This is a genomic window from Pectobacterium carotovorum (assembly GCA_016415585.1).
GTDB classification, from domain to species: domain Bacteria; phylum Pseudomonadota; class Gammaproteobacteria; order Enterobacterales; family Enterobacteriaceae; genus Pectobacterium; species Pectobacterium carotovorum_K.
Genome location: CP066552.1, coordinates 2,969,788 through 2,993,229, shown reverse-complemented (window position 1 = coordinate 2,993,229; position 23,442 = coordinate 2,969,788). Strand labels below are relative to the sequence as shown.

The following is a 23,442-nucleotide window of genomic DNA, read 5'->3' as shown; positions in this document are numbered from 1 at the left end:
TCAGTGCCCCAGCAGCGCATTGAAGGGCTCGATTTCGACCCATTCGCCAGCGGCGACGCGACTGCGATCTTGCTCCAGTACGATGAAGCAGTTACCGAGGCTGAACGAGCTGAAAACGTGTGACCCTTGATGCCCGGTGGTTCTCACTTCCAGTTCACCCTGTGCGTTACGGCTGAAAATGCCGCGCTGGAAATCGGTGCGCCCCGGTGCCTTTTTCAGTGCGCTGGTGGTTTTGACGCGAACACGCGGCGGCAGGCGCCATTGCGTATAGCCAGACAGGCGGGCCAGCAGTGGCTGAACCAGTTGATAGAACGTCAGCGCAGCAGAAACCGGATTCCCCGGCAGGCCGCAGAACCAGGCGTGTTGCAATTTGCCGAAGGCGAAGGGTTTACCGGGTTTGATCGCCAGCTTCCAGAAGTGGATATCGCCCAGTTCATCCAGCATTTGTTTGGTGTAATCCGCTTCACCAACGGAAACGCCGCCGCTGCTAATCACCAGATCGGCAAGTTGATCGGCCTCGTGGAACGCGGCGCGCAGCGCGGCCGGATCGTCACGGATAATCCCCAGATCGTGCACTTCGCAGCCTAGCTGTTCCAGCATCAAACGAACGGCGAAACGGTTGGTGTCATAAATCTGACCGTCTGCCAGCGGTTCGCCAACGGGTTGCAGTTCATCACCGGTTGAAAACACCGCGACTTTCAGGCGGCGCACCACGTCAATCTGCGCAATCCCTAGTGATGCCAGCAGCGGCAGCTCCGCCACGCCCAGCTTGGTGCCTGCGGGTAACACGCTGGCACCCGCCTGAATATCTTCTCCCGCCAGACGAATATTTTGGCCGGGTTTTACCTCATGGGGAAAGCGGATACCGTCCTCGCTGACTTCAGCTTCTTCCTGCATGATCACCGTATCGGCTCCTGCGGGAATCGGCGCGCCGGTCATGATGCGAATGCAGGTTCCGGCAGGCCATTCGCCAGTGAAGGGCGCGCCGGCGAAGGCTTTACCTGCCAGCGGCAGCGGTGCGGCGGCGGACAAATCGGCGCAGCGTACGGCATAGCCATCCATCGCAGAATTGGCGAAAGGCGGGACGTTAATCGGAGAGACAATCGCATGGGCGGTGATCCGTCCTGCTGCGTCGAACAAGGATACGCGCTCTGCCTCGGTAAGGGACGGAACCTGAGAAAACATGTTTTCCAGAGCTTGTTCAAGAGTCAGTAAACCTGCGTTAACGCCTTCCATCTTCACTCCACAGTGTGTTTCATCAATACAACTGATTTTATTAATATGACTTATTTCATCAGTAAGAATCGTGTTCCGGCAACGCGCCGTTAATAGGCGAAAACCCGTTTCCTATGCCAATATTAATTATGTCAGAGTTCGTCACGGGGGTGAATGTATGCAGGTCAAGGAATAAGGCTTTTGGCGCATGAATTCTCGTTAGGCACGGAGCGGCAGGGTCATGGCGTAAAACAGTAGCCTTCTGCCCACAAGTTGAACCATTTCGGGCAAAAGTGAGCGAATTTGCAGGACATATTGCCCCTGATGGCGTGTCTTTACGGCAATTAACCTAATGTTATAAAAGAAATTTTTCGCCGTGCCGATTTCAGTTTCCGCTTTACATCATACCTTGCGCTAAATATAGTCGAAAATCGCTGATAATTTGTCCCTGACCGCGTTGCGCTGATTTCAGCCGCATTTATATGGAGATTCGCCGTTCATGTCGCCCACACAGGATCATTATGCCTCGCTGTCTTCCCCTGTTCCGGGGCTGGTTTTGCCTGAAAAACGGGTGGTGGAGGTGCGCAACCTGAGTGTCTATTTCGAGCAGCAGGAGCAGCGGACAGATGCGGTTCGTAATTTGACGTTCTCTGTCGATCGGGGCGAAACGCTGGCTATCGTCGGAGAGTCTGGATCGGGTAAGTCGGTGACGTCGCTGGCGCTGATGCGGTTGGTTGAACATGCGGGCGGCGTGATTCACCAAGGGGATATGCTATTTCGCCGTCGCGATGGGCAGGTGCTGGATCTCCGCGGTGCCCGTCAGCGTGCGATGCGCACGTTACGCGGTGCGGATCTGGCGATGATTTTCCAGGAGCCGATGACGTCGCTGAATCCGGTTTTCCCCGTCGGTGGACAGATTGCCGAGTCGATTCGTTTACATCAGGGGATGGACAGATGCGCTGCGCGAGCAGAAACCTTGCGCATGCTGGATCTGGTCAGAATACCGGAAGCGCGCAACGTGCTGGATCGCTACCCGCACCAGCTGTCTGGCGGTATGCGCCAGCGGGTGATGATTGCGATGGCGCTCTCCTGCAAGCCGTCGCTGCTGATTGCCGATGAGCCGACGACCGCGCTGGATGTCACCATTCAGGCGCAAATTCTGCAACTTATCCGTGTGTTACAGCGTGAAATGGAAATGGCTGTGATTTTCATCACCCATGACATGGGCGTGGTGGCGGAAATGGCCGAGCGCGTACTGGTTATGCACCGTGGGGAAAGCGTCGAAGCGGGGAGCGTTGGGCAGATCTTTACTGCACCGCAGCATCCGTATACTCAGGGGCTGTTGGCGGCGGTACCGGCGTTAGGATCCATGCGTGGCCAACCGTTCCCGGAAAAATTTCCGCTGCTGGAGCAACGCTCGGGGCGTATTGCGGACAACGTACCGCAAGATACCGTTCCCGCACAGTCGGAACCGATCTTGCGGGTTAGCAATCTGGTGACGCGTTTTCCCATTCGCAGTGGTTTATTGAACCGCGTGACCCGACAAGTGCATGCGGTGGAAAACGTCAGCTTCGATCTCTGGCCGGGCGAAACGCTCTCGCTGGTTGGCGAATCGGGATGCGGCAAGTCCACCACTAGCCGTGCGTTGCTCCAGCTCGTTGAAAGCCAGAAGGGTGAGATTACCTTTAACGGTCAGCGAATCCATCAACTGAAAGGGGGCGCGTTACAGCACCTGCGGCGTGATATTCAGCTGATTTTTCAGGATCCCTATGCATCACTGGATCCTCGCTTGACGGTCGGTTTCTCGATTATGGAACCGCTGCTGGTGCACAACATTTGCCGTCGGCAGGAAGCGGAAAAGCGCGTTGAGTGGCTGTTGTCGCGCGTAGGGCTGGAGCCAGAGCACGCCCGCCGCTATCCGCATGAGTTTTCCGGCGGCCAGCGCCAGCGTGTTTGCATCGCCAGAGCGCTGGCGCTGAACCCTAAAGTGGTGATTGCGGATGAAGCCGTATCCGCGTTGGACGTGTCAATTCAGGCACAAATCATCAACCTGATGCTGGAACTGCAACGTGAATTCGGCATCGCGTTTTTGTTTATTTCACATGATATGGCGGTGGTTGAGCGTATTAGCCATCGCGTGGCGGTGATGTACATGGGACAGATTGTCGAGATTGGCTCGCGGCAAGATGTATTCGAGCGGCCTCGGCACCCTTATACCCGCAAACTGATGTCGGCAGTACCGGTTGCCGATCCCTCACGCCGCCAGCGTGAGCAGGTGCTGCTGGTTGATGAAATACCCAGCCCGATTCGGGCGCTTGGCGACGAGCCGATCACGGCGCCTCTGGTTCAGGTCGGTGAGCGACACTTTGTTGCGCACCATCCAATAGCCGGCGCGTATTGACAGGGATTCACAAGGAGAACGTAGCATGAGCGTAATGACGATAAAGCGGCGCTGGTTAGTGGCTGGCGTAACCGCTGCGATGGCGGCTTCACCCGTCTGGGCAGCCAAAGATGCGGTTATCGCCGTGGGGTCCACGTTTACCAGCCTGGATCCGTATGATGCCAACGATTCGCTATCGCAGACGGTAGCGAAGTCCTTCTATCAAGGGCTCTTTGGCTTCGATAAAGATATGAAGCTGGTGAATGTACTGGCGGACAGCTATGACGTGAGCCCGGATGGCCTGACGTATACCGTCAAGCTGCACCCGGGTGTCAAATTTCACGATGGCTCGGCGTTCAACGCCGCCGCCGTGAAAGTGAATCTGGATCGCGCCAGTAACCCCGACAATCGCCTGAAGCGATATAACCTATTCAAGATGATCGACAAAACCGAGGCGGTTGACGATCTGACGGTGAAAATTACGCTGAAGACGCCGTTCTCCGCGTTCGTTAATAATCTGGCGCACCCGGCGGCGGTGATGATTTCTCCGGCGGCATTAAAGCAGTACGGCAAGGACATTGGTTTCCATCCGGTAGGCACTGGTCCGTACCGTTTTGTGGCCTGGAATCAGACCGACTTTGTCAAAGTCGAGAAATTTAACGGTTACTGGAAGGCGGGGTTGCCGAAACTGGACAGCATTACCTGGCGTCCGGTGGTGGATAACAATACGCGTGCGGCGCTGTTGCAAACCGGTGAAGCGCAGTTTGCTTATCCGATACCGTTCGAGCAGGCCAAGGTGTTGGAGAAAAATGACAAACTGGCGCTGGTGGCGTCGCCGTCGATTCTGCACCGCTACATCAGTATGAATGTGACGCAGAAACCGTTTGATAACCCGAAAGTACGCGAGGCGTTGAACTACGCGATTAACAAAGAGGCGCTGATTAAAGTGGCGTTCTCCGGCTATGCGACGCCAGCCGAAGGGCCACTGCCGAGCAGCATTGATTATTCGGTAAAATATCACCCGTGGCCTTACGATCCGGCCAAAGCGCGTGAGCTGCTGAAAGAAGCGGGCTACCCGGACGGTTTCACCACCACGCTGTGGTCGTCACATAACCACAGTACGGCGCAGAAAGTCTTGCAGTTCACGCAGCAACAGCTGGCGCAGGTTGGTGTGAAAGTGCAGGTGACCGCGATGGATGCGGGGCAACGTGCCGCCGAAGTGGAAGGTAAGGGCGTTAAGGAAACGGGTGTTCGCCTGTTCTACACTGGTTGGTCAGCCTCGACGGGGGAAGCGGACTGGGCGCTGTCGCCGCTGTTTGCCACGGCCTCCTGGCCACCGGCGCAATTCAACACGGCCTTTTACAGCAACCCGCAGGTGGATGCGGATCTGGCGAATGCGCTGAAAACGACGGATCGGACGGAAAAACAGACACTGTACAAAGATGCGCAGGACAAAATCTGGGCGGATGCGCCGTGGATTTTCCTGGCGACAGAGCGTTTGGTGTCGGCTAATAGCAAAAAACTGACCGGGTTCTACGTGATGCCGGATACCTTGTTCAGTTTTGAAGAAGCCGACCTGAAAGAATAACTCGCCGTAAAAGAATGACCAGGGAGTCGGGTGGCCGTTAGGCTGCCCGCAGTGGTCAACACGCGTTCACTCATAGGGAGTCCGACGCATGTCTGTGGAAAACCGTTCATGCTGAATTATTTTATTAAACGACTACTGGGACTGATTCCTACGCTCCTGATGGTGATGGTGCTGGTGTTCCTGTTCGTTCATCTGTTACCCGGCGATCCGGCGCGTTTAGCCGCCGGGCGGGAAGCGGATGCTGCCGTTATCGAGATGGTCCGGCAGGATTTGGGGTTGGATAAACCGCTGCCGCATCAGTTCTGGCACTTCTTTACCCATGTCCTGCAAGGGGATTTTGGTACATCGATCGTATCGAAACGCCCCGTCACCGAAGAGATCGCCATGCGCTTTATGCCGACCTTTTGGCTGACGGTGTGCAGCATGGTGTGGGCGGTGATTTTTGGCATGGCGATCGGCATCGTGTCCGCCGTGTGGCGCAACGGCTGGCCAGACAGAATCGGGATGACGCTGGCGGTCTCCGGCCTCTCTTTCCCTGCGTTTGCGCTCGGCATGCTGTTAATGCAGGTTTTTTCCGTCGAACTGGGATGGCTGCCGACGGTGGGGGCGGATACCTGGCTGCACTACATTTTGCCCTCACTGACGCTGGGCGCGGCGGTGGCGGCGGTGATGGCGCGTTTTACTCGTGCGTCGTTTGTCGATGTCTTGCAAGAAGATTATATGCGTACGGCGCGGGCAAAAGGCGTGCGCGAATCGCTGGTGGTGGTGAAGCACGGACTGCGCAATGCGCTGATTCCGGTGGTTACGATGATGGGGCTGCAATTTGGTTTCTTGCTCGGTGGCTCAATCGTCGTGGAGAAGGTCTTTAACTGGCCGGGGCTAGGACGGCTGCTGGTGGATGCAGTGGAGATGCGCGACTATCCGGTGATTCAGGCGGAGGTACTGCTGTTCTCGCTGGAGTTTATTCTGATCAATCTGCTGGTGGATATGCTGTATGCCGCGATTAATCCAGCCATTCGTTATAAATAAGGAAAGGGAATGAGACACTGGCGACGTAAAGCTATGCTGGCGACGCTCCCTGTCATTAGGGATAAACCCGTTCGCACGCCGTGGCGTGAATTCTGGCGGCGCTTTCTTCGGCAGCATGTCGCGGTCACCGCAGGCGTGTTTGTACTGCTGCTGATTGTAGTCGCGTTTCTGGCACCGTATCTGATGCCTTATGATGCCGAGAATTATTTCGATTATGAACGTCTGAATGAAGGTCCGTCGGCGGCACACTGGCTGGGGGTGGATTCATTAGGACGTGATATTTTCAGCCGGATCCTGATGGGGACGCGTATCTCGCTGGCGGCGGGTATTCTCTCGGTGCTGATCGGGATGATTATCGGCACGACACTCGGTCTGGTGGCGGGCTACTACGAAGGGTGGGCGGACAGGATCATCATGCGCCTATCCGATGTGCTGTTTGCCTTCCCCGGTATTCTGCTGGCGATTGCCGTTGTGGCGATTATGGGCAGTGGGATGGCGAATGTGATTGTCGCCGTCGCGATCTTCAGCATTCCGGCTTTTGCCCGTCTGGTGCGGGGGAATACGCTGGTGCTGAAGCAGCTTACCTACATCGAATCAGCCCGCAGCATTGGGGCCAGTGACTGGACAATCCTTTTTCGACATATTCTGCCCGGTTCGGTATCTTCCATCGTGGTGTTTTTCTCGATGCGCATTGGGATGTCGATCATCACCGCAGCCAGCCTGTCATTCTTAGGGCTTGGCGCACAGCCGCCGATGCCGGAGTGGGGGGCGATGCTGAACGAAGCTCGGTCGGATATGGTGATTGCCCCGCACGTCGCGATCTTCCCTAGTCTGGCGATCTTTCTGACTGTCCTGGCGTTTAATTTACTGGGTGACGGTTTGCGCGATGCGCTTGACCCGAAATTGAAAAGCTGAATAAAAATGCCACCTGAGCCAGCAATTCAAAAAGGAATACGGCATGACGCCATCGGCGCTGAGGCTTGCGCAGAAGTAGACCAGAAAAAGTAGACGGCAAACAGTCAGTGAGGCCTTATTGAAGCGGACCGGTGTCCGCCTCACGCTTTTCTGAACGTTATTATTTCGCTGCCAGCAGGCATAAATTCAATGCCACTTCATACGATTTCACAAATGACGGCACGGGTAAAAACTCAAACCGCGAATGGAAATTGTGCGCGCCGGTGAAGAAGTTCGGCGTCAGTAACCCTTTGGCGGACAGTGCCGCGCCGTCCGTGCCGCCACGCATTGGCGTCACTTTAGGTTCAATGTCCAGTTTCTCCAGAGCGGCAAACAGCAGATCGATGGCTCGACGATCGGAGGTCAATGCGTTGCTGATATTGCTGTAGATATCGGTGAGGGTATAGGTCACGCTGCCCGTCGGGTACTGCGCAGCAATCTTGTCGGCAATCGCGGCGATCTGCTGCTTCCGCTGTTCAAACGTGGTTAAATCAAAATCGCGGATGGACGCTTTAAGCTTCGCTTCATTGGCGTTTGCTGTCAGATCGTTAAACCAGACATAGCCCTCGCGTCCCTCCGTATGCTCCGGCGTCTGCTGGCGATCGAACTGGTTGATAAAGTCATGCGCCATGAGCAACGGGTTAACCAGCACGCCTTTCGCCGACATCGGGTGCGCGGGCACACCGGTAAAGCGAATTTCTGCGGAAGCCGCATTGAAGTTCTCATACACCACTTCACCCAACTCGCAGCAGTCGATGGTGTAGGCGAAATCGACATCAAAGCGTTTGAGATCGAGCGCTTTCGCACCACGCAGCCCAATCTCCTCATCTGGCACGAAGGCCACCACGATATCGCCGTGCGGCGTCGCGTCGGTCAGGTTCTCCATGAGCGTCATCACTACGGTAACAGCAGCCTTGTTGTCCGCGCCGAGTACGCTGGTGCCGTCGCTAAAAATGATGTCCTGCCCAACATACGGCAGAATTTCCGGGTGTTCCGCCGTGCGCAGCCAGATGTCCTGTTCGGCATTCAGACACAGGTCTTCACCGGTAAAGCGCAACGTTTGCGGATGAATATGCGGCGACAGGCCGACGTCAACCGTATCGATATGGGTAATAAAACCGATGCGCGGTGCGGACGGACAGTTGCCCGGCTTCACGGCCGTCACGGTGGCGTGCTCATCAATCACCACATCCTGTAGGCCCAGTGCACGCAGCTCATCCGCCAGCAATTGCGCCATTTCATGCTGTTCCGGCGTGCTAGGTAGCGTTGTCGAACTGGCATCGCTTTGGCTGGTGACGGCGAGGTAACGGTAAAAACGCGTGCTGAGCTGATGAGCCAAACGGTCTGTCATAACGAATCCTTTTTATTCACTCTTTTTTATTCAGTAATAGCTATGACAGTTATCCTAACGTAGAAATTATTTCATTCGATGGTTTTATTTGTCATTTTATGGTCATGATTTTTATATTTCAGACAGCGGAAGTCAGAAAGCCAGCGCAGTAAATGGGACACGAATAACACTAAATGGGATACGAATAACACAATAAGCGAGGACTGGAATGAAAAAAGCAGGAATACGATTGACTTTGGCAGCGTTGACGCTGGCGGTCGCCTCAGCGGCCTCGGCGAATACGCTGGTGTACTGCTCTGAAGGATCGCCGGAAAACTTTAACCCGTAGCTTTACACCTCGGGTACCAGCGTGGATGCCAGTGCCGTGCCGATTTATAACCGTCTGGTGGATTTCAAAGTGGGCACCACGGAGCTGGTGCCGAGTCTGGCAGAACGCTGGGACATTAGCGCCGATGGACGCGTCTATACCTTCCATTTGCGCAAAGGCGTGAAATTCCAGAGCAATAAATACTTCAAACCTTCGCGTGATTTTACCGCTGACGACGTTATTTTCTCCTTCATGCGGCAAAAAGATCCGCAGCATCCTTACCACAGTGTCTCGAAAGGGACCTATGCCAATTTTGAAAGTTTGTCCTTTGGCTCGCTGATCCAGAGCATCGAGAAAGTGGATGACCACACGGTGCGCTTTACGCTCTCCCATGCGGAAGCCCCGTTTCTGGCTGATTTAGCCTGGTACTTCGCGTCTATTCTCTCTGCGGAATATGCCGATGCGATGCTCAAAGCCGGGACGCCGGAGCGCGTGGATATGGAACCGATTGGCACTGGACCGTTTGAATTAGCGCAGTATCAGAAAGATTCCCGCATTCTGTTTAAGGCGTTCCCCGCTTATTGGGAAGGCAAGGCCAAGCTGGATCGGTTGATTTTCACCATCACGCCGGATGCCTCCGTGCGGTACGCCAAGCTGGAAAAGAATGAGTGTCAGGTGATGCCGTTCCCTAATCCTGCCGACCTGCCGCGTATGAAAGAGAACAAGGACATCGTGCTGATGCAAAAGGCCGGATTGAACACCGGCTTCCTGTCATTCAATACCCAGAAGGCACCGACGGATAATGTGAAAGTGCGGCAGGCGTTAACAATGGCGATTAACAAGCCGGCGATTATCGAAGCCGTTTTTCAGGGAACCGGAACGGCGGCGAAAAACCTGCTGCCGCCAGGTGTCTGGAGTGCTGATAGCGACCTGAAAGATTATGACTACGATCCCGAGAAGGCGAAGGCGTTACTGAAAGAAGCGGGTTTGGCGGAAGGCACTGCCATTGAGCTGTGGGCGATGCCGGTGCAGCGTCCGTATAACCCGAACGCCCGCCGCATGTCGGAGATGATTCAGGCCGATTGGGCGAAAGTCGGTGTGCAGGCCAAAATTGTCACCTTCGAGTGGGGCGAATACCTGAAAAGGGTGAAAGGCGGTGAACATCAGGCGGCATTGATGGGCTGGACAACGGCGACGGGCGATCCTGATAACTTCTTCGGGCCACTCTTTACCTGTACGGCAGCCAACGGTGGTTCTAACTCGGCAAAATGGTGTTATGCGCCGTTTGATAAAATCATTATTGAAGCGCGCGCTTCACAGGATCACGAGCAGCGTATTGCCCTATACAAGCAGGCACAGCAGATGATGCACGACCAGGCACCGGCCGTCATGATTGCGCATTCCACCATCTTTGAACCCGTGCGCAAGGAAGTGACTGGATATGAGGTCGACCCGTTCGGTAAGCATATTTTCTATCAGGTAGACGTGAAGAAGTAAGACGTAGTGAAAACGGCACGCCGTACGGCGTGCCTGACTTCGGCGTAGCGTTATTCGGTTTCATCACCGTAATACAGCTTACCGATGCGGATAATATCGCGCCCCTGTGATTTGCGATGCTTATTGGAATCGCGCAGGGAATAAATGCAGCCGCAATACTCCTGTTGATAGAAACGTTCGCGTTTGCTGATTTCGATCATACGCGACGAGCCACCGCCTTTGCGCCAGTTGTAATCCCAGTAGGTGACGCCGGGATATTTCTGCGCGGCGTTCTGCCCACACTCGGTAATCTGCTGCATGTTTTTCCAGCGTGAAATCCCCAGTGAGCTGGAAATAACGCTAAAGCCGTTTTCCGCGGCGTACAGCGCTGTGCGCTCGAAACGCATATCAAAACACATGGTGCAGCGAATGCCACGTTCAGGTTCCCATTCCATTCCTTTGGCGCGCTCGAACCAGTTATCCGAGTCGTAATCCGCATCAATGAAAGGCACGTTATGCTGTTCAGCGAAACGGATGTTTTCTTCTTTACGGATCAGATATTCACGCTGCGGGTGGATATTGGGATTATAAAAGAAAATGGTGTAGTCGATGCTTGAAGCGGTGATGGCTTCCATAACTTCACCCGAGCAGGGCGCACAGCAGGAGTGCAGCAGCAGCTTGTCGGCATTATTCGGCAGAGAAAGCTGTGGACGTTGCAGCGCGCCGGTTTTGATATTCGACATAATAGACTCGTCATACTTCGTTGTGGTCCGTAAGGACGGTGTCGGCACAAATTCGTCACGAATTATTGATGATATGTTCACAAGAGGCAACCTCCGTGCCTACCCAGCGTTATCTTTCCCGTTGCGTTCCCCGTACAATACCCCCTAACATTACCTAATGCCGATCGTTTAAGGATCAAGATACCGGAGGCTACCACGGTGCGAGGTATTCCTGCGGGAACCTCATCATCGTGTTTCCTCCTAAATCCACGCTTAAGTGAACAGCATTACCCTAAGATTGCCTGCTTTTTTTGGTCTGACTGGCTGTGATTAACGATCGAATGATTATTGAGTAGCGTTATGCGTGTTCTGCTTGCCCCAATGGAAGGGGTTCTCGACTCATTAGTGCGAGAACTGCTGACTGAAGTAAATGATTATGACCTGTGCATCACCGAGTTTTTACGCGTGGTGGATCAGTGCCTGCCAGTTAAATCCTTTTATCGCCTTTGCCCGGAATTACAGCATGCCAGTCGCACGCCGTCGGGTACGCTGGTGCGCGTGCAGCTGCTGGGGCAATATCCACAGTGGCTGGCGGAAAATGCGGCACGGGCGGTAGAGCTGGGCTCGTATGGTGTCGATCTCAACTGCGGCTGCCCGTCGAAGCTGGTGAACGGCAGCGGGGGCGGGGCGACGCTGTTAAAAGATCCCGAGCTGATTTATCAAGGCGCAAAAGCGATGCGTGAGGCGGTGCCCACACATTTGCCCGTCACGGTGAAAATCCGGCTGGGCTGGGATTCGGATGCCCGCCAGTTTGAGATTGCTGATGCGGTGCAGCAGGCGGGCGCAAGCGAACTGGCCGTGCATGGCCGTACGAAGGAAGACGGCTACAAGGCCGAATGCATTAACTGGCAGGCGATAGGGGAAATCCGTCAGCGTCTGCGCATTCCGGTGATCGCCAACGGTGAAATTTGGGACTGGCAGAGCGCACAAGACTGTATGGTGACTACGGGCTGTGATGCGATCATGCTGGGGCGGGGCGCACTGAATGTGCCGAACCTGAGCCGCGTGATTAAGTACAACGAACCGCGTATGCCGTGGCCGGAGGTCATGCTGCTGCTACAAAAATATGTGCGGCTGGAGAAGCAGGGAGATACAGGAATGTATCACGTTGCACGCATCAAACAGTGGCTCGGCTATTTGCGTAAAGAGTACGACGATGCCACCGAGTTATTTAGCGAAATCCGTACCTTGAAGACCTCGGCGGACATCGCCCGTGTGGTTGGTGAGGGCTGACCGGCACAGTCCTGGAAAGGTCTGGTTTTCAAATTGTACTGGTCTAAGACTGCCTCCGGTTCATCTCTAGTGTATCCCAGACGAGCTGGTTTTTATGCTGTATACCGATAAGTCATCAGCTCGGTATTCCATAATGTAGCTTTGCGTTCAGAAAAAGCTCGAGCTATTACAGTAATTAATTTTCATCCACAACTTCGAAGATAAATTGTTTTTTGAAAACATTATCAAACCTTATTTGGATAAAATACCCTGCCAGGCTACATTTTGTAGGTATATATAATACAATTAGAATAATGTAATATAGAGAACAGCCATGCCAAAAATTATTTCAACTTATTATCAACACCGACAGTCTATTGGTCATCATACTTATTGGAATGATAGAAAACAAAGCAGTCAGCAACAGTTCAATACAGTATTAAAAAAGATAGCAAGCAGGCCAGGTCTACATACTGGTAATGTCCATAGACAAAACACCGCACAAGCCATGGTAGGTTTACTTTCGATATTGAGTTCAGTACAAATCAGTGGTGCAAACTTAGGAAGTAGGCAAAATAGAAATAATGAACTTGTTATTGATTATCCTGTTGATAAAAAACCAGAACACTTCAGCTTTAGCCTAAATAATGGAAGTTTATCAATTCCCCATCCTATTAATTTAAGAAAAATTGATTTTTTTAGAGAATTACCTCCTCCGTCAAATATAACAAAAAGAAGTATTCTTTATTCAGATGATATACCTTTTAAAATTCTAAAGGCTATAAATAATTTTAACGGTAACTACCAACTCAGAAATACATTCGATATTTTGTTTCGATTGTCCCGCAATTCGCCTGAATATAGGTATGCTGTAAAAGAAACAAAGGGGTTATTTCTTTTGATGAAATTTATTCAAATGATGAAAATTTTTGTCATAAAAAATGAAAGCATAAAAAATAATGTATTTAATGAAGGGAGGGATATGTTAGATGCATTGATGAATATTGCAAGTGAAATTAATAACTCTCATGGAAAAACTATTTTTGATAAATTCAATGATAAATACATGTCTGAAGCGGCAGTTATAAGAATGATGGATTTACCTGATTCGATAATAAATAAAATTTCTCAGGGGAAACGATTTGATAGTGAATTGATTTATTTTTCAAATGATGAGAAAGATAAAATTATTTTTAGGATGAAACGGCATTTATTAAATAATTTTTTATCAAAAAATAGCCAGATAAATTACAGAATGACATCGTTTGAACAAGTGAATTCTATGATTGACTATATTTCTGGTGAGGGCAATGAAAATAAAATGGATATGATAGTAAATATTTTGTTGGAGCCAGTAAGTATATATGAAAGGATTGAAATAAATCCAATTTCAGAAGCTGGGAAAATGGCTGCCATTTCAGATTTTTTGAATTATAGTATTTTAAACATGTCATTATACTCTTGGTGTGTAAGTAGAATAAAAAATATGAGAGATAATGGGCGTAAGATATTTAATTATGGAAATGTTGAAAATAAACTTATTCATCTTATTAACACTAAGTCAAATAAAGTTAAACTTTCTGACATGGCTCGTGTTTATTATAAAAATAATGTGCTTGGGAAATTAATGCCAACATTGATGTTGCCATTATCATCAGCAGAACGTAAAAAAATGAAGAGAATGGATTTTCTTCAACCGCAATGGGGGTTCGTGCATGCTGGTGCTATGTTATTGAATGCTTTTTCCGTCGATGTTAAAAATTTAATATTGGCAGACTTTGAAGATGTCGGCATGGCATTGGATCTCCTTATTCGTAATAAAATAGTGCCTCAGGAATATATCCTCTATTTTGAGTTGCCCGCCATTTTATATTATTTTAGTCTTGATGATAGGCAACAAAATCTATCAAATATGAATGAGGGCGATATAAATAAAATATTCATTTCCTATTTTGAAAATACAAGTAATTGGATGGAAAGTAATAATCCTTATACCCAGCTCAATAATCAGGCTAATGGTTGGAAGTCAAGAACGGAACTTGCCATAGAATTACTGAAAAATCATAATGTTAATGAAGGGAGGCTTTCTGACTATCTCAATGCACACGAAAAATTAACAGTTATTACTGATGGAAACTATATTACACTTCCGAATGTAATTACACTTCCGAATATAGACGAGATTTTTAATAAGCAAAATAATGATCTGGCTGATGCCTCATGTAACGTTGATAAATTGCAGTTGTTGAATTTATTTAACTCCTCATTTAGTGAGGAAGATATTTATTTTATTCAACAATCATCAGTAGTTAGCGTTGCGGTTGAATTTAACGCCCGAGAAAGTATTTATAGTGCTGCACTTCCACCTAGTGCAAGAATGGGAATACAAAATGCGCACGCACTGATTTATAGTATGCCTGATCATACTGATTTTTTCCAGTGTAAACTGAATGACGAAAAACGTATTTATGCTTTGGCGTTTTCTAACAAGACTGGGTCGTACCAACTAAAACGTGTCGATTATAATAGGGAAGAGATGCTTTCTTTATTGGATGATAGTTCTGTACCACGTAGAGATAAGGATTACAAACTTAAAGTTTATCCACGGAAAATGTTAAAAAAGGAAGGCGAACCCATTCGAGAAATAATTAATAATTTAGCAGAATCTCATCGTAATAAAATCTTTGCTGAGCTGTATAATAAAGGTTATGACAAAACTTTTAATGAAAAAATGGGTGATTTCTTACTCAGCCTTATACCTTTTTATAGCTGTATTTCTGAGAGCATAAAAGGTAATGAGAAGGAGGCTATCCCTGCATGTATTATTGATATTATAAGTTTCATTCCATTTTTCGGCCAAGTTACCCGAGTGGGGGCCAAGTTTAGCCTTTCATTCGGAAAATATACTTTTCTTTCTCTGAAATATGGGGCGCGGCAGGCGACGCTTAGTGGAATGTTGAAGCAGACGGCTGAAAAAATGTCTATCTATGCCCCTTCAGTTGCGAAAAATATCTCACCTCAGGTTGTTCGTAACTTGGGGGTGGGTTTTTTACGCAGTATAGATCCTGGTTTTGAATTATTAGAATTAGGTGGAAAAGCAGGAATTCATGCGATGGAAAAAGTGTTTCCAAGGTGGACGGATAAATCACCCGGTATGGTTCGACTCACCAATGCTCTAAAGAAAAATAAGGGGAAATCTGGAGATATATTCAGTGAGAATAATGTTGTACATAGTAACTTAAATGGAGATGTGGCGATTAAAGAATCTATCCTCCAAGGAGGATTTATTAAACGTGAGATTGGTGATGGTTATTATATTCAATATTATACAAAGCCAATGGAAAATGAAGTGGGCAGTAAAGTTCTCGTTATTTCTGCTCATGGCGGATTTATTACGAGTGATACTATCGCCCCTGTGGTTGTGTTGCCTTCAGATATCACGATTAAAATGTTAACACCACATGGTACCTATCTTGAAGATCCTGGATTAGCTACTGTCGTTAATAGAAAGAGTGACTTTACCGCTTATGCTACATTTACACATGGTAAGCTTACTGATGTGAAATTTACACTGCAAACTGAGAATAAAGAGTGGTTGGACGTTGATGGTTATGACCCAAATAATATAATTAATACACAGGGGCGAGAAGAAGGTTTACAAAATTATCGTCATTACAGATATGAAAACGAAAGCGATGAACACATTAGTAACGTGTTAATCGATAATCGTGATCTTGCTAAAAATGGAAAGGCGGAATTGACGGATATCATTACGGTAAGCAATCGTATAAGCGATATCGGAGATACATCGCTAAAAGGAGCCAGTGTTCAGAAAATTATTGATTTAGATAAATCGGGTAAATTAGTGAATGGGAATGGTGAACGTTATAAGACTATCATTTTTTCTCATTGCCGTAATGATTTTCTAAAATCAGATAAGGCAATTTCGACCTATAAAATCGAGCCTCTTCAAACAGATACCTCACAATCGAAAGGTGCAAAAATTAGTAACGTTGAAGTAACTGTCTTATCTCGGAACGATGCCACTTTGCCGTTTACGATAAAACACTACTCTGTTGGCCGTTTTTTATTTAAAGAGGTAATGCCATTCTCTGAGAACCAATAATCTCCTAAAAAGTTGTACATCGGTAACGAATGATAGCCGTTCAGGTTTTATCACTCGCCGCCAGCCTGTACTTTACTTTACGAATCGGTTGACGGTATAACACTCCATCTATCTGGAAGTTTAGACGTCTATAACGAAAGGTCATCATGGAACAACACGCATCAGGCACGGAAGGGCAGTTTAAGCGCACTATGAAAGCTCGCCATTTGGTGATGCTTTCGCTCGGTGGCGTCATCGGTACTGGCCTGTTTTTCAATACGGGCTACATTATTTCAACGACGGGCGCGGCCGGAACGCTATTGGCGTATCTGATCGGCGCGCTGGTGGTGTATCTGGTGATGCTGAGTTTGGGCGAGCTGTCCGTTGCCATGCCGGAAACCGGCGCGTTCCATGTGTATGCTTCCCGCTATCTCAGTCCGGCAACGGGCTATACCGTGGCGTGGCTGTATTGGCTGACGTGGACGGTTGCGTTGGGCTCCAGCCTGACCGCTGCCGGTTTTTGCATGCAGTATTGGTTTCCGCAGGTGCCGGTCTGGACCTGGTGCTTGCTGTTTTGTGTGCTGATCTATTTGCTGAATATTGTGTCGTCCCGCTTCTTTGCTGAAGGGGAATTTTGGTTCTCTATCGTTAAAGTCGTCACGATTCTCGCTTTTATCGTACTCGGTGCTGGCGCGATGTTTGGCTTTATTCCGATGCAGGACGGTTCACCCGCGCCGTTCTTCCAGAACATTACCGCATCTGGCTGGTTTCCACACGGCGGCCTGCCGATTCTGATGACGATGGTGGCGGTGAACTTCGCCTTCTCCGGTACGGAACTGATCGGCATCGCGGCTGGCGAAACCGAGAATCCGCAGAAGGTGGTGCCAATGGCGATTCGTACTACCGTCGCGCGACTGGTGATCTTCTTTCTGGGGACGGTGCTGGTGCTGGCGGCGATCATTCCGATGGAAGAGGCCGGTATTGCTAAAAGCCCGTTTGTGCTGGTGTTTGAAAAGATTGGCATTCCTTACGCCGCCGACATTTTTAATTTCGTCATTTTGACGGCGATCCTGTCAGCCGCTAACTCAGGGCTGTATGCCTCGGGGCGTATGCTGTGGTCGCTGTCCAACGAAGGCACGTTGCCGCGTCGTTTTTCTCGCCTGACGCGTCGTGGTATTCCGCTTTTTGCCATTTCCGTCAGTATGCTGGGCGGGCTGTTGGCGCTGTTTTCCAGCGTGGTTGCACCGGATACCGTTTACGTGGCGCTGTCCGCGATTTCTGGCTTTGCCGTCGTGGCGGTGTGGCTGAGTATCTGCGCCTCGCATTATATGTTCCGCCGTCACCATGTCCGCTCGGGAAAACCGCTTTCCGACCTGCAATATCGCGCGCCCTGGTTCCCCATCACGCCGATTCTTGGTTTCCTGCTCTGTCTGCTGGCCTGCGTTGGGCTGGCGTTTGACCCAAGCCAGCGGATTGCCCTGTGGTGTGGAATTCCGTTTGTCGCGCTGTGCTATGGTGCTTATTATTTCACGCAGTCAATGAAGAAACGTAGATTAACGGGAGCGGAAGACATTGCGTAAAAATACGGTTACCGAAATGCTGGCGACGGCATCAACGATTGTGCTGGACGGCGCGTTGGCGACCGAACTGGAAGCTCGCGGCTGTGATTTAACGGATCCGCTGTGGTCGGCGAAAGTACTGGTTGAAAATCCGGCGCTGATTTATCAGGTGCATCTCGATTATTTCAAGGTCGGGGCGCAGTGTGCGATTACGGCTAGCTATCAGGCGACGCCGCAAGGGTTTGAGGCGCGCGGGTATAGTGAAGCAGAATCACTGGCGCTGATTGCCAAGAGCGTACAGCTGGCGGCGCAGGCGCGGGATGATTACCGTCGCGATAATCCGCAGGCTGGCACGCTGCTGGTGGCGGGGTCTGTCGGGCCGTACGGTGCCTATCTGGCGGATGGTTCGGAGTATCGCGGTGATTATCAACTGCCGCAGGCTGAGATGATGGCGTTTCATCGGCCGCGTATAGTGGCGCTGCATGAGGCAGGTGCCGATCTGCTGGCCTGCGAGACGCTGCCGTCTTTTGCCGAAATAGAGGCGCTGATTGCGTTACTGGCTGAGTTCCCCCAGGCTCTGGCCTGGTTCTCCTTCACGCTGCGTGATAGCGAACACCTCAGCGACGGCACACCATTGCGCACGGTGCTGGCGCGGGTCAACGCCTGCTCTCAGGTGGTCGCTGTGGGTATCAACTGCATCGCGCTGGAAAACGTGACGCCAGCGCTGACGCACCTGTCTTCACTGACGGATTTGCCTTTGGTGGTTTATCCCAATTCTGGCGAGCAGTATGATGCAGTAACCAAAACCTGGGGCAGCGCTCACGATAACGCCTGCTCGTTGACCGCGTATTTGCCCGAGTGGAAGGCAGCAGGCGCACGCTTGATTGGCGGCTGTTGCCGAACCACACCTGCGGATATCGCCAGTATCGCACGCTGTTGCCAACACGGGAGTCAGCATTAAATAAGGGGATGCCGTGATGGAAAATGATGTGAACCTGCAACAGGCGTACTCGCTTGCCAGACAGCGCGTCGCGCCGAATGTGCCGGTAACAGTACTGTATATTGGCGAACAGTTGACGACTGTCGTCTGTGGGACGGCATCACAACCGTCGGCAACCCTGCAATTAACCATCGGTTTTGACAAAACGGCAGCGGCATTTTTCAAGCATCTCCCCCCAACGCCGGACGAAATGGAGCTGGCGATCATGGCGGTTGAGGATGAAGTGACGCGTATTCGCCACGATATCCCTGCGGGTTCCGTTCTGTTTGCTTTCGATCCTGCATTGGTGACGATCGCACAGATCTCGGGATCCGAAGAAGAGGAGGCTGGCTGGCGCTTGCTGCAGGATGACATGGAGCGGACATTTAAACGTCTGGAACGCGTCATGCTAGGGAGTCCGGCTGCCTGGGAAGGGATTCCGCTAGAGAACACCTTCTCCGCCCGATTGCTGATTTTACGTGAGTTTATGCACCATCACGGCTTCGATTCTACACTGATTCAGCTATTACCTACCGTTGCAGCGTGAAGAACTAGCGGTTTTTCCCTTCTCAGCTACTATTAACGGCGGTCAGCGTCCAGCAAGGATTCTGACCGCATTTTTTTGCTGGGAAATCACCGATAGCATTCGTCAACAGATATTCATTGTCAGGAAATTGCGATCGGAATATCTGACGTTGTAAGGTAATAATGCGGCATGATTATCGCGGTGCCAAGATGTGACAGGACGTAAGGTGTTAATCAAGGAGGGTGAGAGGACGGCCATTCGGCCATATTATGTTACCTGTATGATCTATTTTGCGGATGACTGAACCATTATTATCTTGAATTTCCGTATGACAGCGTAATAAAACGCTGTTCTATATGACGGAAAATCAATTTTATTTCAGGGAATCCAGTGAGGGAAAGAACATGGTTGAACATTTCACAGGGAAATATGAAGTTGAACTTAAATTCCGCATCGATGATATAGCCGTTTTCAGGAATACACTTTTTAGCCTTCATCCCGAGGCTTTCGTCTTTGAAAATAAAGAACATGATGTTTATTACGATGATGCAGAGAATCGCCTGCAACAGCAAAATATCAAAATGCTGGTGCGCCGCATGGAGCCATCAGGCATTAAACTCTGGATTGTGAAAGGGCCGGGTGTCGATCGCTGTGAAGCGGTTAACGTTGAAGGTTTTGAAAAAACTGACAGCATGTTACAGACCTTGGGGTATCGGCCCCTTTTTGAAATTCATAAAATCCGCAGCATCTACTTTTTAAACGCCTTCCATATTACGCTCGATTATATTGAGTCACTGGGTTATTTCGTCGAAATATCGGTGATGACCGATGATGAAACCCAGTTGAAAGCACTCAGGGATCGGTGTATAGAGTGTGCGCTACGGCTTAAGTTGCCATTAGATAATATTGAAACGAAATCTTATTATCAATTATTAGGTTTTAATTAGCTGTTGTTTTCTGGTTGTTAAATTGTTTTTTATTACTCGGTTTAGACATGAGGAAATGATGAATAAATCTATTTCGGTGGCGCTGGCTACGGTAGTCATGGCTTTTTCTCTATCTGTTTATGGCAACGATGTGGCGCACTATAAAGACGGTACCTACATCGGTAAAGCTCAGGGGAAGGCTGCAGAGGTTGAGGTCACGGTCAGCATTAAAGAAGGGAAAATTGCCAACGCGGAAGTGCTGAAGCATGGTGATACCGAAGCGATGATGCTGAGTGCTACGGATCAAATCGTGCCGGAGCTCATTGAGACGCAGGATATTAACAAGGTGGATGCGGTAACAGGGGCAACGTTATCAAGCCAGGGCGTGATTAACGCGGTGAAACAGGCGCTGGAACAGGCTAAAATTACGCCGTAATTGTGACCATAGGGTTGATGAAGGAGTTGAGCTGCAGTGGAAAACTTGCTGATTATTTTGCGTCACACGCCTTATTGGGTGTGGATCGTTTTGGGTTACCTGATTTATGCCGGTGTAAAAGCCAGCCAACCGAGACGGCAATCGCTGGCGCGAATGTTAGTGATGCCGATAGTATTCATGGTGTGGGGCGTTAGCGCGATTTTTCACACGTTGATGCTCCCGCTGGCGGCGGCGGCGGGATTTCTGCTGGCGTTGATCGTTGGTCTGGGCATGGGGTGGATGTGGGGGAAGACGTCAGGAACCTATCTGCCGGAGTCGCGCTGTTTTCAACGTATCGGCTCGTGGTGGCCGCTGGTCTTGATGCTGTTGACATTTTGTTCTCGCTTCTATTTTTCCGTCCAACTGGCTCGGTTTCCCTCGTTGGCGCATGACCCCGTGTTCTGCCTGTTGTCCGGTGCGGCAAGTGGGATTACCGCGGGGATATTCAGCGGCGTCAGCCTGCGTCTGCTCAACCACATGCGCAAAATAAGACCCTCTCTGACGTAACATGATAAAAAACAGTAGGTTGCTCAAACCGTCTGTCAACATTTGTCACAAAGCTTTTCTGCTGTATGAGTGCGCAGGGAAGGGCGGTAAATTATAATGCTGATGCCCATCCCTTTCATTTAACAGAATACTGTTTAAGTTATTGAAGAATGACTAAAAATTTTAAGCTTTCTCTTTTTGGCCTGTTGGTGCTATCAACCCATGCTGTGATGTTGCCTCAGGCTGTGGCGAAAGCGCCGACGTACTCCGCTGGCACTGCGCATCAGGAAATTGCTTCCGGTAGTGCCATGGTGGTGGATCTACGTGATAACCACATCCTTTATTCCAGCAATCCTGACGTGGTGGTGCCGATTGCTTCGGTGACGAAACTGATGACGGCGCTGGTGGTGCTGGATGCCAATCAACCGCTGGATGAAATCATCTCTGTCGATATTAGCCAGACGAAAGAAATGAAAGGGGTCTACTCGCGCGTTCGTCTGAACAGTGAGATCAGCCGCCGAGACATGCTGCTACTGGCCCTGATGTCATCAGAAAACCGTGCTGCTGCCAGTCTGGCGCACCACTATCCGGGCGGCTATCAGGCGTTTATCCGCGCGATGAATGCTAAAGCCCGTGCGTTGGGGATGACCCACACGCGCTATGTAGAGCCGACTGGGCTGTCTATCAATAATGTCTCGACTGCCCGCGATCTCACCAAGCTCTTGATTGCCAGCAAGCAATATCCGCTGCTGGGCCAGCTTAGTACCATGCAGGAGAAAACGGCGACGTTCTCTCACCCCGTGTATAGCCTGCCGTTCAGAAATACGAACCATCTGATCTATAAAGAGGATTGGAGCATTCAACTGACTAAAACAGGCTTCACGAATCAGGCGGGACACTGTCTGGTGATGCGTACGGTCATTAATCAGCGACCTGTTGCGCTGGTGGTGTTGGATGCCTTCGGAAAATATACGCACTTTGCAGATGCTAACCGCCTGCGCAAGTGGATTGAAACCGGTAAGGTTAGCGAGGTGCCTGCCGCTGCGTTGAGCTATAAGAAACAAAAATCGCTGGCTTCTCGTCAACCGCAGAGCATGGCGAGTCTCGAAACGGAGTAACCCGTTTCCCTTCCCCTTCCCACTACTGTGGGAAGGGGGCGAGTTTGGACGGTGGCGCTAGGCGCGAGCGCGTAAATCCTCTACGACTTCACCCGCTTTTTTCACTTCTTCGTCATGCTCGGCCTCACGCCAGGTTTCCGCTAAGGCATCCTCTAGCCAGCACTGCATGGCAGGCTGCGCTAACAGATGCTCGCAATAGGTGGCTGCTTCCGGTGAGACAGGAAGCTGATAGGTTTTGATACGGAAGACAACCGGCGCAAAGAATGCGTCCACCGCCGAGAACTGTTTTCCTGCCAGAAACGGCCCACTAAAACGCGTCAACCCTTCCCGCCATAGTTCGCAAATGCGGTTAATGTCGTTGCTGAGCGCCGGAGGGATCTCGCTCATTCTGACGCGTACCCCGCAGCTCATAGAACAGATGTTACGCAGTGCGGTAAAGCCAGAATGCATTTCGGCGGCGGCGCAGCGCGCCCAGGCGCGGGTTTTGGCATCAGCAGGCCAGACGCTGGGATGTTGTTCGGCCAGATATTCGGTAATCGCCAACGAATCCCAGACAGTGGTCTCGCCATCGATCAGGCAGGGGACTTTTGCCGTCGGCGAAAAGGCCTTAAATGCCGGCTGTGCCATGCCCGGCGCAAAGGCGACCAGTTTCTCTTCGAAAGGAATCGACAGTGCTTTCAACAGCACCCACGGACGCAGTGACCAGGACGAATAGTTTTTATTGGCGATATACAGCTGATACATGTCTGAGGCTCCTTGTGTTAACGAAGCCTTAGCATTAGCACGAAAGGTGGGAGAAATCATCCTCCTCTCCGTGGCTTATCTATCGGTTTTGCGCATTGCTATCAGGATGATGATGCAAACGAAAGGTAGGGAATGTGAATTATGCGTATCGTTTAGCATTATTCTTGCAGTTTTTAGTAAATGAAACCTCAATAAATGCACTATATTACGCGCTGTGCATTTGAGTGCGT

At 50.4% G+C, this 23,442-nt stretch carries 17 protein-coding genes and 1 pseudogene; 14 read left to right on the top strand and 4 right to left on the bottom strand.

The window, feature by feature from the left end; all coding sequences use genetic code 11:
• Nucleotides 1-1,236 (bottom strand): molybdopterin molybdotransferase MoeA, encoded by a 1,236-nt coding sequence (gene moeA / locus JFY74_13270; GenBank protein QQG27094.1) that lies wholly within the window; start codon nt 1,234-1,236, stop codon nt 1-3.
• A 478-nt stretch (nt 1,237-1,714) separates the two neighbouring features.
• Between moeA and JFY74_13265 the strand changes: the two genes are divergently transcribed.
• From JFY74_13265 to gsiD, 4 genes are all read left to right on the top strand, one after another.
• A complete protein-coding gene (locus JFY74_13265; GenBank protein ID QQG27093.1) occupies nt 1,715-3,616 on the top strand; it encodes a dipeptide ABC transporter ATP-binding protein in 1,902 nt (633 codons plus the stop codon).
• A 25-nt stretch (nt 3,617-3,641) separates the two neighbouring features.
• Nucleotides 3,642-5,183, top strand: a complete 1,542-nt coding sequence (gene gsiB / locus JFY74_13260; protein ID QQG27092.1) for a glutathione ABC transporter substrate-binding protein GsiB — start codon at nt 3,642-3,644, stop codon at nt 5,181-5,183.
• 108 nt (nt 5,184-5,291) lie between these two features.
• On the top strand, nt 5,292-6,212 hold the full coding sequence (gsiC, locus tag JFY74_13255; GenBank protein QQG27091.1) for a glutathione ABC transporter permease GsiC: 921 nt from the start codon (nt 5,292-5,294) through the stop codon (nt 6,210-6,212).
• A 9-nt stretch (nt 6,213-6,221) separates the two neighbouring features.
• Complete coding sequence (gene gsiD, locus JFY74_13250) at nt 6,222-7,127, top strand: glutathione ABC transporter permease GsiD (GenBank protein QQG27090.1); 906 nt, start codon at nt 6,222-6,224, stop codon at nt 7,125-7,127.
• Between the two features lie 160 nt (nt 7,128-7,287).
• Here gsiD and pepT read toward each other — a convergent pair whose 3' ends face one another.
• Complete coding sequence (pepT, locus tag JFY74_13245; GenBank protein QQG27089.1) at nt 7,288-8,517, bottom strand: peptidase T; 1,230 nt, start codon at nt 8,515-8,517, stop codon at nt 7,288-7,290.
• A gap of 208 nt (nt 8,518-8,725) precedes the next feature.
• Between pepT and JFY74_13240 the strand changes: the two are divergent.
• Nucleotides 8,726-10,321: pseudogene (locus JFY74_13240) on the top strand (ABC transporter substrate-binding protein).
• Nucleotides 10,322-10,371: 50 nt separating this feature from the next.
• Here the strand turns inward: JFY74_13240 and JFY74_13235 are convergent.
• On the bottom strand, nt 10,372-11,043 hold the full coding sequence (locus JFY74_13235) for an epoxyqueuosine reductase QueH (protein ID QQG27088.1): 672 nt from the start codon (nt 11,041-11,043) through the stop codon (nt 10,372-10,374).
• Between the two features lie 339 nt (nt 11,044-11,382).
• Between JFY74_13235 and dusC the strand changes: the two genes are divergently transcribed.
• The 9 genes from dusC (at nt 11,383) to pbpG (ending at nt 22,468) form a co-directional block, all read left to right on the top strand.
• Nucleotides 11,383-12,315, top strand: a complete 933-nt coding sequence (gene dusC / locus JFY74_13230; GenBank protein ID QQG27087.1) for a tRNA dihydrouridine(16) synthase DusC — start codon at nt 11,383-11,385, stop codon at nt 12,313-12,315.
• A gap of 313 nt (nt 12,316-12,628) precedes the next feature.
• The gene (locus tag JFY74_13225) at nt 12,629-16,420 is read left to right on the top strand and encodes a hypothetical protein (GenBank protein ID QQG27086.1); all 3,792 of its coding nucleotides are present in this window, start codon (nt 12,629-12,631) and stop codon (nt 16,418-16,420) included.
• 146 nt (nt 16,421-16,566) lie between these two features.
• Complete coding sequence (gene mmuP, locus JFY74_13220) at nt 16,567-17,979, top strand: S-methylmethionine permease (protein ID QQG27085.1); 1,413 nt, start codon at nt 16,567-16,569, stop codon at nt 17,977-17,979.
• The gene (gene mmuM, locus JFY74_13215) at nt 17,972-18,919 is read left to right on the top strand and encodes a homocysteine S-methyltransferase (GenBank protein QQG27084.1); all 948 of its coding nucleotides are present in this window, start codon (nt 17,972-17,974) and stop codon (nt 18,917-18,919) included. Before mmuP ends, mmuM begins: the two co-directional genes overlap by 8 nt.
• 16 nt (nt 18,920-18,935) lie before the next feature.
• Nucleotides 18,936-19,484 carry a hypothetical protein gene (locus JFY74_13210; protein QQG27083.1) on the top strand — a complete coding sequence of 183 codons (549 nt, stop codon included), beginning with the start codon at nt 18,936-18,938 and terminating at the stop codon, nt 19,482-19,484.
• Between the two features lie 383 nt (nt 19,485-19,867).
• Complete coding sequence (gene cyaB, locus JFY74_13205) at nt 19,868-20,410, top strand: class IV adenylate cyclase (protein ID QQG27082.1); 543 nt, start codon at nt 19,868-19,870, stop codon at nt 20,408-20,410.
• Between the two features lie 58 nt (nt 20,411-20,468).
• On the top strand, nt 20,469-20,825 hold the full coding sequence (locus JFY74_13200) for an FMN-binding protein (GenBank protein ID QQG27081.1): 357 nt from the start codon (nt 20,469-20,471) through the stop codon (nt 20,823-20,825).
• Between the two features lie 36 nt (nt 20,826-20,861).
• Nucleotides 20,862-21,371 carry a hypothetical protein gene (locus tag JFY74_13195; GenBank protein QQG27080.1) on the top strand — a complete coding sequence of 170 codons (510 nt, stop codon included), beginning with the start codon at nt 20,862-20,864 and terminating at the stop codon, nt 21,369-21,371.
• A 149-nt stretch (nt 21,372-21,520) separates the two neighbouring features.
• Entirely contained in the window at nt 21,521-22,468 is a 948-nt protein-coding gene (pbpG, locus tag JFY74_13190; GenBank protein QQG27079.1) for a D-alanyl-D-alanine endopeptidase, read from the top strand.
• A gap of 57 nt (nt 22,469-22,525) precedes the next feature.
• Here pbpG and JFY74_13185 read toward each other — a convergent pair whose 3' ends face one another.
• Nucleotides 22,526-23,212: a glutathione S-transferase family protein gene (locus JFY74_13185; protein ID QQG27078.1), complete on the bottom strand. Its 687-nt coding sequence runs from the start codon at nt 23,210-23,212 to the stop codon at nt 22,526-22,528.
• Nucleotides 23,213-23,442: the final 230 nt, after the last annotated feature.